The organism is Asticcacaulis sp., from assembly GCF_020217185.1.
Lineage (GTDB): Bacteria > Pseudomonadota > Alphaproteobacteria > Caulobacterales > Caulobacteraceae > Asticcacaulis.
This window is the reverse complement of record NZ_JAIWNX010000113.1, coordinates 1-10000: the sequence shown is the minus strand read 5'-3', so window position 1 is coordinate 10000 and position 10000 is coordinate 1. Positions and strand designations below refer to the sequence as shown.

At 60.9% G+C, this 10000-nt stretch carries 11 protein-coding genes; 7 read left to right on the top strand and 4 right to left on the bottom strand.

What is annotated here, in order from left to right; all coding sequences use genetic code 11:
* The 5 genes from LDL37_RS05650 to LDL37_RS05630 form a co-directional block, all read left to right on the top strand.
* Positions 1-181: hypothetical protein (locus LDL37_RS05650; RefSeq protein WP_290795446.1), on the top strand; the 181-nt coding region annotated here is incomplete at its 5' end.
* 224 nt (positions 182-405) lie between these two features.
* Positions 406-1122 (top strand): DUF4197 domain-containing protein, encoded by a 717-nt coding sequence (locus LDL37_RS05645; protein WP_290795445.1) that lies wholly within the window; start codon positions 406-408, stop codon positions 1120-1122.
* A gap of 351 nt (positions 1123-1473) precedes the next feature.
* On the top strand, positions 1474-2769 hold the full coding sequence (locus LDL37_RS05640) for an SEL1-like repeat protein (protein WP_290795443.1): 1296 nt from the start codon (positions 1474-1476) through the stop codon (positions 2767-2769).
* A gap of 42 nt (positions 2770-2811) precedes the next feature.
* On the top strand, positions 2812-3204 hold the full coding sequence (locus LDL37_RS05635; RefSeq protein WP_290795441.1) for a protein-disulfide reductase DsbD N-terminal domain-containing protein: 393 nt from the start codon (positions 2812-2814) through the stop codon (positions 3202-3204).
* On the top strand, positions 3201-3827 hold the full coding sequence (locus tag LDL37_RS05630) for a DsbA family protein (RefSeq protein WP_290795438.1): 627 nt from the start codon (positions 3201-3203) through the stop codon (positions 3825-3827). Before LDL37_RS05635 ends, LDL37_RS05630 begins: the two co-directional genes overlap by 4 nt.
* A gap of 189 nt (positions 3828-4016) precedes the next feature.
* Here the strand turns inward: LDL37_RS05630 and LDL37_RS05625 are convergent, their stop codons facing one another.
* The gene (locus LDL37_RS05625; protein WP_290795436.1) at positions 4017-5690 is read right to left on the bottom strand and encodes a cation acetate symporter; all 1674 of its coding nucleotides are present in this window, start codon (positions 5688-5690) and stop codon (positions 4017-4019) included.
* Complete coding sequence (locus LDL37_RS05620) at positions 5687-6001, bottom strand: DUF485 domain-containing protein (protein WP_290795434.1); 315 nt, start codon at positions 5999-6001, stop codon at positions 5687-5689. Before LDL37_RS05620 ends, LDL37_RS05625 begins: the two co-directional genes overlap by 4 nt.
* Before the next feature lie 236 nt (positions 6002-6237).
* Here LDL37_RS05620 and LDL37_RS05615 point away from each other — a divergent pair, with 236 nt between their 5' ends.
* Positions 6238-7125: a peptidylprolyl isomerase gene (locus LDL37_RS05615; RefSeq protein ID WP_290795432.1), complete on the top strand. Its 888-nt coding sequence runs from the start codon at positions 6238-6240 to the stop codon at positions 7123-7125.
* Between the two features lie 60 nt (positions 7126-7185).
* Entirely contained in the window at positions 7186-8004 is an 819-nt protein-coding gene (locus LDL37_RS05610) for a hypothetical protein (RefSeq protein ID WP_290795430.1), read from the top strand.
* Positions 8005-8006: 2 nt separating this feature from the next.
* On the opposite strand, the gene LDL37_RS05605 is transcribed toward LDL37_RS05610, so the two are convergent.
* Together LDL37_RS05605 and LDL37_RS05600 are read right to left on the bottom strand one after the other, a co-directional pair.
* Positions 8007-8483 (bottom strand): Hpt domain-containing protein, encoded by a 477-nt coding sequence (locus LDL37_RS05605; RefSeq protein WP_290795427.1) that lies wholly within the window; start codon positions 8481-8483, stop codon positions 8007-8009.
* 349 nt (positions 8484-8832) lie between these two features.
* Positions 8833-9651, bottom strand: a complete 819-nt coding sequence (locus LDL37_RS05600; protein ID WP_366509217.1) for an AraC family transcriptional regulator — start codon at positions 9649-9651, stop codon at positions 8833-8835.
* Positions 9652-10000: the final 349 nt, after the last annotated feature.

Here is a 10000-nt window from a genome sequence, read left to right as displayed (position 1 = left end):
GCTGGCGGTTTCCGATGCCGTGATCGCCGAGCGTCGCGCGAAGGAAGAAGCCCGTGGCAAGGATGCCTACACGCCGAAAAACCGCGAGCGATACGTTTCGGCGGCGCTTCAGGCCTATGCTGCCATGGTCACCAGCGCCGATACCGGCGCGGTGCGCGATGTGAGTTTGCTGCGTCGTTGATAGAGCCTCCCCTGATTTCAGGGGAGGTGGCAGTCGAACTAAGGTGAGACTGACGGTGGGGTTAAAGCTACGGTATTAACCCCACCGTCTTTTGTCGCTTCGCTCCAAAATCCACCCCTGAAACGAAGTTCGGCGAAGCCAAATCAGGGGAGGGGCTTCTCCTTTTTCATTCCCAATTCATCTGCGCCATCGTATCGTTAACCAAAGCCATGGGGAGCACGCGGATGGAGCGGCGTTTTGTGATAGCGGCACTGATTTCGGCAGGGTGGACCACGCAGGCCGCCGCCGAAAGCGATCTGTCGAAGGTGATCAAGGCCGTGACGGCCTCCAAAGGCGGGCTGACCGCTTCGCAGGCCGACAGTGGCCTGCGCGAAGCCCTGTCGCTGGGGGCCGCCGCCGCGGTGACGCGGGTGGCGAGGACCGACGGCTACTGGGGCGACAGCCTGATCCGCATTCCGCTGCCCGACACCCTGTCGAAGGTGCAAAGGACGCTGAAACCGCTGGGCCTGTCCGGGGCGCTGGACGATGTGCACCTGAAGATGAACCGTGCTGCCGAAACCGCCGCCCCGGTGGCCAAGGGGCTGTTTATTGATGCCATCAAGGCCCTGACCATTCAGGACGCCATCGGTATCGTGAAGGGCGGGCCGACCTCCGGCACGCAGTATCTGCAAAAGGCGACGACGCCGCGCCTGACCACCCTGTTCACGCCACCAATAGAAACCGCCTTGCAGCAGACGGGGGCGGTGCAGGCGCTGGACCGCGCCATCAAGCGCAACGGGCTGAATGGCTATATCAAGAAAGAGCCGAAGGTCTATTTAAGCGAATTCGCCGTGGGTAAGGCGCTGGGCGGCCTGTTCCACTATGTCGGCACCGAAGAGACGGCCATCCGCACCGATCCGGCCAAACGCACCAGCGCCATTCTCAAGGCTGTGTTCGGATAGCCGCGTTCGCGCAATTAAGATGGCACAATTGACGATTGAACTTGACGCAAATTGCGCGAACTTCATTATCGCGCGCAGGATTTGCGGTCCTTGCGCCGTATCAAACGCAGATAACCAAGGGCCGTCCAAGGTCTGTCACAGGGAAAGAGGGGGAAGACGATGCGTCAGGGCATTGCGAAATTTCACGCCGGTATGTGTGCGCTGGTTCTTGTGGCCGCACCTTTAAGCACATGGGCCCAGACGACAGAGAAGCCGGCGCAAACCCCGGCCCCGGCTGCCAGTGAGAGCGCGAATAACGTCACCGACGTCACCGTCTTCCTCAAAAGAAAGAGCAGCGTCCCTGAGCAGAATATGCGCATCGATACACGCAGCGCCTCCTCGTGCGGGTTTATCGGCAGCGACGGCAGCTCGGACTACATCGCCGACTATATCCGCGAAACGACCGGCACCTACGATATCAACGACCCCAATAATTTCAGCGAAAACAGCCCCTTGGGCGACGCGTCGCGGGAGAGCAGTGGAACGGGCTTCTTTGACCGTCAGGACCGTGGCACAGATGAGTCGGGGGCGGAGACGGGCACAGGGGGCTGTACCGATACGGATCGTCGTTTTGCTGCCGGTCGCGCCACCATTCTGCGCCGGGACAAGACCATCTATCAGGCCTTCGATTTCTTCGATCAGAAGAAGTACCCCGAAGCGCTGGCCATGTTCAAAACCGCCTATAACAAGATCGGTTATGAAGACGCGGCCTTCTATATCGCGCGCATGTATCTCGAAGGGCTAGGCACGCCCAAAAGCCCCAAGGACGCCATTTTCTGGTTCCGCAAGGTCGCCGAACAGCCGGTAAACATGCGCCGGCCGCATCCGTTTGACCCCAAAAATCCGGACTATATGGAGACGCGGGCCGAAGCGACCATGACGCTGGCCAAGATATATCTGACCGGCTTCGGCGTGCCGCGCGATCCGAAAGAGGCGCTGAAATGGTTCGAAAAGGCCGCCTCCATCGGTTTCATTCCTGCTTCAAAGATCGTCGGCGACATCTACTACTACGGCAATGGCGTGCCGAAGGACCTCAACAAGGCCTATAAAAACTACAGCGAAGCCGCCAAATACGGTTATGCCCCGGCGCAATACGCCGTGGGGCAGATTCTCGAATATGGCGAAGGCACTATCAAGGCCGATCCCAATACGGCGCTGGGCTGGTTCCGCGAAGCGGCCAAGGCCAAGCATCCAGGCGCTATGTACAAGATCGCCGTCGCCTACGACAGCGGCGAAGGCGTCGCGGCCGACCCGCAAAAGGCGCTGGTCTTCTATAAGGAGGCGGCGGTCGGCGGCAATCCTGACGCTCAGAACGCCATCGGCACCTACTTCTATCAGGGCGGCCTCTTGCCCAAGGACGATGTGGCGGCGCGTCAGTGGTTCGAAGTCGCCGCCCGCAATGGACAGGCGGACGCGGCCTTTAACCTGGCCGTAATGTACACCAAGGGCGAGGGCGGTCCGAAGGATCTGGTCAAGGCCTATGTGTGGTTTATGGCCGCGCGTGTGCATGGGCATGAAAACGCCACAACGGCGCTCAAGTCGATCCAGTCTCAGATGACCGATGCCGAGAAGGCCGAGGTAGCAAAGCTGTTCGCGCCCAAGAGCTAGTTTTTGCCGTCGGCGGCTGATAGAGACAGGGACATGCGCGTCATGTCCCTTTTTCTGTGCCTGCCGCTGGTGCTGACCTCCGCGTCGGCGCGGGAAGCCCCCTTGCCGCCGGACAGGGCCTTTGCGTTCAGTTGGCAACGGCACGACGATCAGGTGCGGCTGAGCTGGCGGATGCCGAAGGGTTATTATCTCTATCGCGCCCATATCGAAGCGAAGGACGCCAGCGGGCGTCCCCTGAGCGTTAAAACGCCTGCCGGGCGCATCAAACCCGACCCGACCTTCGGGCCGACCGAGGTCTATTATGGTACGGCGCGGGCCTCGTTCCGCCATGCCGGGCCGGTTCGGCTCACCTATCGCGGCTGTCAGGAAGACGGCCTGTGCTATATCCCCATTACTGTCCTTATACCCGCTGTGCAGGAGCGTCCGCGTCCATGATTTCCCGTCGTCATCTGCTGGCCGCCGCCCCGGCGCTTCTGGCGGCCCCCGTTGTTGCGCAAGAGCCGGCACCTGTGCCGAAGCTGCCTGAGGTGCACTATGATCCGCTGGTGCCGGTGCTGGGCAATCCGCAGGGCGATGTCACGATTGTCGAATATTTCGATTATCAGTGCGGCGTCTGTAAGCGGATGCACCCGCTGCTGCTCGATGTGGTGGCGAAGGACGGTCAGATCCGGCTGGTCATGCGCGACTGGATCATCTTCGGCGAAGGCTCGCACTACGCGGCGCAGGTGGCCCTGGGGGCGCAGGCGCTGGGGCGGTATCTCGACGTGCATCTGGCCCTGATGGCGACGGGCAGTCAGTTGAGCAAGGGCGATGTGTTTGCCGCCCTGTCTGCGACCGGTCTGACGCCGGCGGCGGCGCTGGCGGCCTATCGTGAAAAGGCCGAGGCCTATGAGGCACTTTTGCTGCGCAATGACGCGCAGGCCATGGGCTTTGGTTTCCGCGGCACGCCGTCCTTTGTGGTCGGCAATGCCGTCTATCCAGGGGCGTTTCAGAGCCGCGAGGACATGGTTCAGGCGGTGGCCGAAGCCCGCGCCCGCCAAAAACCCAGCGCGGTATAATACTAAGGGTCATTGCAAATGACTCTTGGTATTCCATTCGAGACTGTCTCATGTCACTGACTCATATGAGACAGTCTCCTGTCTTCAACGGCCGGATGCGGTCAGCATCTTCGGCCGTTGGTATAAAAATGGCCGCTCCGGGGTGGGAGCGGCCAGTCTGTGCGCAAACGCTTACTCTACACAAACACTTTAGTGATCCACCGCCTCCGAAGCCCCAAGCCCCGTCTGTGAGCGGACGAACTGGGCAAAGAACTTCTCGCGCTCGGCCCTGGCCTTGGCGGAGGTGTCCGTCACCGAGAACAGCCAGATACCCACAAAGGCGGCGATCATGGCGAACAGGGCCGGATATTTGTACGGGAAGATGGCGGCTTGATGGTGCAGCACATCGACCCACACGGTCGGGCTCAGCACGGTGAGCGTCAGGGCCGTGATCAGGCCCATAGCCCCGCCGATGACCGCCCCGCGCGTCGTCAGCTTCGACCAGTACATGCTGAGGAACAGGATGGGGAAGTTGGTCGCCGCCGCCACCGAGAAGGCCAGCCCCACCATGAAGGCGATATTCTGCTTCTCAAACACGATGCCGAGCACGATGGCCACGATACCCAGCACGATGACCGCGCCTTTGGAGACCGCCATCTGCGCCTTTTCATTGACGTTACCGCCGCGCAGGACGTGGGTATAGAGGTCGAGCGCCACGGCGGAGGCCCCCGCCAGAGCCAGACCGGCCACGACGGCCAGAATGGTGGCAAAGGCGACGGCCGAGATGAAGCCGAGGAAGAAGTCACCGCCCACGGCCTTGGCGAGGTGCACCGCCGCCATGTTCGACCCGCCCAGAAGCTCACCCGCCGCGTCCTTGAAGGCGGGGTTGGTGCCGACCAGCAGGATGGCCCCGAAGCCGATGACGAAGGTCAGGATGTAGAAATAGCCGATGAAACCCGTGGCGTAGAAGACCGACTTGCGCGCCTCCTTGGCGTCGCTGACGGTGAAGAAGCGCATCAGGATGTGCGGCAGACCGGCGGTGCCGAACATCAGGGCCAGACCCAGCGAAATGGCCGAGATCGGGTCGCTGATCAGCACGCCGGGGGCCATGATGGCATCGCCCTTGGGGTGCACCTCGACGGCCTTTTCAAACAGGGCGGAGAAGTCGAAATTGACCGATTTCAGCACCATGACGGCCATGAAGGTGGCGCCGGACAACAGCAGGACGGCCTTGATGATCTGCACCCAGGTGGTGGCCAGCATCCCGCCGAACAGCACGTAGAGCACCATCAGCACGCCGACCAGCACCACGGCGATCAGGTAATCGAGCCCGAACAGAAGCTGGATCAGCTTGCCCGCCCCGACCATCTGCGCGATCAGGTAGAAGGCCACGACCGTCAGCGAAGACAGGGCCGACAGGAAGCGGATCGGCTTTTGCCCCAGACGGTAGGAGGCCACGTCCGAGAAGGTGAACTTGCCCAGATTGCGCAGTCGTTCGGCCATCAGGAACAGGATGATGGGCCAGCCGACCAGAAAGCCGATCGAATAGATCAGGCCGTCAAAGCCGGAGGTAAAGACCTGCGCCGAAATGCCCAGAAACGAGGCGGCCGACATGTAATCGCCCGCAATGGCCAGACCGTTCTGAAAGCCGGTGATCTTTCCGCCGGCGGTGTAATAGTCCTTGGTCGAGGCCGAGCGCGCCGAGGCCCATTTGGTGATGCCCAGCGTCAGGACGATGAAGGCCAGGAACATGGCAATGGCGATGTAGTTGGTGCCTTGCTTCTGCACCTCGCCATTGATGGAATCGGCCAGCACCATGGCCGGGACCGCGCTGATTAGCGCGGCTCCGAACAGGGCGCGCCAGCTGAATGAGAAGCCCTTCATTGCCCGACCTCCTCAAGGATTTGACGCACTTCGCGGTCAAATTCGCCATTGGCGCGCTGCACATAGATACCAGTGAGGATAAAGCACAGCAGGATCAGGCCGATGCCACCCGGAATGCCCCAGGTGAGGACCGCATCCGGCTGCATGCGCGTACCCAAAAGCTTCGGGTCAAAGGCGATCAGGCAGACAAAGCCGTAATAGGCCAGCAGCATCAGGGCCGACAGCGTCCAGGCAAAGCGCCCGCGCTTTTTGACCAGCGCCTGAAATTTGGGGTTGTCGTAGATACGACGATAGACCTCGTCGGAACTCATTTCGGGTTGTCCTTCCTGTTTTGGCCTATAACTCGGCCTGTCTTTTTTGGCCTTCAGCCGCTTGTTCGTCTTCCTTATGGCGCGGAAGCTCAGGGGAGGAGGGTAAAACAGCCCCGCCCCGGCGGCTATTCGACTTTAGTCGTCGCAAAATGCAACAGCCAATCGCGTGATTTTTCCACTTGCGGTCAGCCGGGGGCGGGATAAGGTTTCTGCTGTTATTAAAGGGGACGCAACGCATGACCATCCGCACACTGAGCCTGGCTGTTTTTCTGGCGGTCGTCGCCACGCAAGCGTCAGCGCAGGACAAGCCTGTTACCCCGTCGTCTGTGCTGGAGAGCGCGCCTGCGACCGCCTGGAAGGATATCCCGGCCGAAGACCTGATGGTCATGACCTTGGCTGACGGGTCGAAGGTGGTGGTGCAACTGGCCACGACCTTTTCGCCGCAGCACGTGGCCAATGTCCGCGCCTTTGCCCGCGCGAAGTGGTGGGATGGCTCGGCCATTATCCGCTCACAGGACAATTATGTCAGTCAATGGGGCTGGCCAGACGAGCCGGAACCCAAATACCCGGAGGCCGTAAAGGCCGCGCCGCCCGCCGAGTATGAACAGCCCTTGTCCAAAGCCTTCCGCCCGCTGCCCTATCGTGACGCCTATGCGACTCAGGTCGGGCACGTGGACGGCTGGCCTGTGGCCACGGACGGTCAGGCGCAATGGCTGCCGCATTGCTACGGCATGGTCGGTGTGGCGCGCGGCCTCAATCCGGATACGGGGTCTTCGTCGCAGCTTTACGCCATTATCGGCCACGCGCCGCGCCATCTCGACCGCAATCTGGCTATGGCCGGGCGCGTCGTGTCGGGCATGGACGCCCTGAGCGCCCGTCCGCGCGGCACAGAGGCTCTGGGCTTCTACAAGACCGAGGCGGAGCGCACAAAGATTGTGTCCGTGCGCATCGCCGCCGATCTTCCGTCCACGGAGCGTCCATCTTTTCAGTATCTCGATACGCAAAGCCCGACCTTTGCCGCCTGGGTAAAGGCCCGCGCCAACCGCAAGGACGATTTCTTCGCGGTGTCGGCCGGAGCGGTGGATATTTGCAACGCTTTGCCGCCCATCCGCCAAAAACCGTAAAAAAGGGCTTTTGCGAAGCCCCCGCCCGTGCCAACACTAAAAAGGTTAACGGGTGGGTAGATGGGTCTGTTCCGGAAAATTATTGGCGCGGTGCTGAGCCTGATGCTGCTGGTCAGCCAGCTCTATGTGCTGGGCGGCACGCTGGATCAGCGTCAGCGCGCTGAGCGCCTGTCGCGGGAACTGGCGCGGCTGGAGCCGGAGGTGGGGCAGTCGAAGGACTTTGTCGCCCTGATGCAGACGCGCGACACGCCGGCCGTGCGCGCGCAGATGAACAACGACTATATCGACGCCAATTTCGAGCTGATTATGGAGCGCGTCTATCTGTATCTGCCGCAGGAAGCGCCGCGCAATATCCAGCCCGTCGGCTATATGGTGCGCGACCTGAGCGGCAAGCGCTTCGTGTTTGTGGCGCTGGAGTACGAATTTTCCGACCGCTGGATCATCGCCACTGTGACGGTCGAACCGGGCTCCGCGAAGCAGGCGGTGGCGGGGTTCAATATGAATACCTACCGCGCGTCGCTGTTTGAACGCACGGCCTTCCGCCTGAGCGGGCAGAGCATCGAACACTATGCGCTTCTGGGGCTGGCGGTCATCAACCTGATTTTTTGTGCGGTGACCCTGTTCATCTGCATCGCCGCCCCGCGCGTGCGCTGGCGCTTTGTGTGGATCGGCCTGATCCTGCTGGGGGTAGGGCTGATGAGCTTCAACTGGCTGGAAGGGCGTATGGCGCTGAACCTGTTCACGGCCAACCTGCCGCCGTCCCGGTTCAGTCTGGGCCTCTATCAGCCGCTGATCATCCTTCTGTCCATCCCGCTTGGGGCCATCCTGTTCTGGATGAATTTCCGCAAGCTGACTCAGCCCGACGCCAACCGCGTCTGACCTCAGAGCCTTACGACGCGGCTGTGGAACGGCTGCACCTGAACCTCCAGCTCGTGCGCAAGCCTCTGGCCCTCCGCGTGGCTTTCGTCCCTGATCTCGCAATCGACCAGCACGGTGATCGCCGCGGCGTGCGCCTCCAGCAGGGGCAGGGTCAGCGGCAGATCGCTGTTGGCCGTCAGCAAGAGGCAGGCCGAGGCGGCCACACGGCTGACCAGCGGGTAGCCGTAGGTCGTCCCCATGCCCTTGAGGTCGCCGTAATGTCTCAGCAGCTCCCGGCGGCTCGCCTCACCGGGCGTCTGACAGGCGGCTTTAACGGCCCTGTTCAGCCGGATGATGTCGTCGGACAACCAGCCCTTGAACTGTGCCGACAGGGTGTGCAGGGCCTCTTCCACCCGCTCAAGCATGGCCGCGTCCGAAAGCGCGTCCCCCAGCTTGGCGTGCAGATCATTGGGAACCTCCAGAATAAGTGCCGTTTTCATGAGGGGGCACCGTTCGTCGGGTGGTGAGCAGGCGGGCTGACGGGACCTGTGCCCATAGCCGATGGCATAGCAAACATAGGGTTCGCTCCTCGTGGTTTGAGGGTAATACGGGCACTATACATCCATAACGCGAATATCTTAAACCGTAATTAACGATACTGTACGCTGCCTCTAGTATCGTGAATTTGAAGTTCGCTTCATTTTGATATCGAGAGCCGGGCGAACTTCAAATTCGAAAACGATACGATTTACAATAATTTGCTAGTGTCCTGTTGAATCTGAAATTCGCCAGAGAGCGATATCAAGCACATGCGAATTTCAGATTCAGGACACCAGGCCCGGCCTGTGGTTAAGGCTTGTGCGCGCGCAGGGTTTCCTTGGGGGTTTCTCCGAACCGGGCCGTATAGTCTTTCAGGAAGCGGTGGCGGCTGGAATAACCGCACTCCGCCGCCAGCGCCGAGATGGTCCCGCGATAGGTGCCGGAGGTCAGAATGGCCCGGATGGCGTCCAGGCGGACCTTCTTGACGAAGGCGGACGGGCTCATCCTCAGACTCTGCTCAAACCCGCGTTCGAGTTTTCTCAGGCTGACGGCGCAGTGTTCGGCCAGTTCGCGGATGGTGAGGGCGTCGCGATAGTGGTGGACGATGTAATCGCAGGCCTTGCGGATATAGGGCGGGACGCCGTCCGCTTCGGACAGGCGCACGTGACGGCGCATCACATTGGGCACCAGATCAAAGACCAGTTCCCCCATGGCGGTGATCAGGGCATGGCGCGTTTCTTCGGACAGCACCGAAAAGACCGCCTCGGAATCAAGGCCGGACATCGTGCCGACCAGCGCCGGGATCAGGCCAAAACCGGGCATGCCCTGTTCGATCACCTGACGGAAATCGGTGCGCAGACGATCAAAGCGCCCCGTGCGCCGCGCAATAATGCGCCGCACGCATTTATTGCTCAGGCGCAGCGATACCGAGCGCGCCACACGATCGTGGGCCATAAAGGACTGACGCAGTTGCTCACACTGCTGGTACATGATGGCCTGTCCCTTGCCGATTTCGACCGTCTGATCGGCAAAGGTGTGGCTTTGGCGGCCTTCCAGAGGAAAGCTCATAATGATGTCGTCGCCGGGCGTATGGGGCGCAAAGGACCAGTCCGCCGTAGTTTCCACCATGGCGAGCTTCAAATAGACAGGGTCCTTGAGGTGACGCGACTCAATAGAGGATAAATTCAACCGCCAGTTTAAAGGCTGCGCGGGATCGGGTTGCTGGGCCGTTATATCGCAGTAACGGTGCAGAATCTGAGCCAAACCCTCAAACGAATCCCCGCTGAATTGCCAGTCCTCTCGCGGTAAAGTGCTGTTATTTGACATGTGCCCCACTCCTCAGCGACGGGTAATCGTATTCGGAATGTATCGTAAGAGGCGAATTTGCGGCGTGTGCGTCAATCCCCGGTGATTTGTTCCGTTTGCGACATACGGCCCTTTTGTCGCGGTATTTAGGTGCCGTTTCCTTGTCGGTAAA

Bases quoted from the DNA above. Each gene is read 5' to 3' on its own strand.
- LDL37_RS05645 (WP_290795445.1), top strand. From the start codon at position 406: ATGGAGCGGCGTTTTGTGATAGCGGCACTGATTTCGGCAGGGTGGACC.
- LDL37_RS05640 (WP_290795443.1), top strand. From the start codon at position 1,474: ATGCGCATCGATACACGCAGCGCCTCCTCGTGCGGGTTTATCGGCAGC.
- LDL37_RS05635 (WP_290795441.1), top strand. From the start codon at position 2,812: ATGTCCCTTTTTCTGTGCCTGCCGCTGGTGCTGACCTCCGCGTCGGCG.
- LDL37_RS05630 (WP_290795438.1), top strand. From the start codon at position 3,201: ATGATTTCCCGTCGTCATCTGCTGGCCGCCGCCCCGGCGCTTCTGGCG.
- LDL37_RS05625 (WP_290795436.1), bottom strand. From the start codon at position 5,690: ATGAAGGGCTTCTCATTCAGCTGGCGCGCCCTGTTCGGAGCCGCGCTA.
- LDL37_RS05620 (WP_290795434.1), bottom strand. From the start codon at position 6,001: ATGAGTTCCGACGAGGTCTATCGTCGTATCTACGACAACCCCAAATTT.
- LDL37_RS05615 (WP_290795432.1), top strand. From the start codon at position 6,238: ATGACCATCCGCACACTGAGCCTGGCTGTTTTTCTGGCGGTCGTCGCC.
- LDL37_RS05610 (WP_290795430.1), top strand. From the start codon at position 7,186: ATGGGTCTGTTCCGGAAAATTATTGGCGCGGTGCTGAGCCTGATGCTG.
- LDL37_RS05605 (WP_290795427.1), bottom strand. From the start codon at position 8,483: ATGAAAACGGCACTTATTCTGGAGGTTCCCAATGATCTGCACGCCAAG.
- LDL37_RS05600 (WP_366509217.1), bottom strand. From the start codon at position 9,651: ATGGTGGAAACTACGGCGGACTGGTCCTTTGCGCCCCATACGCCCGGC.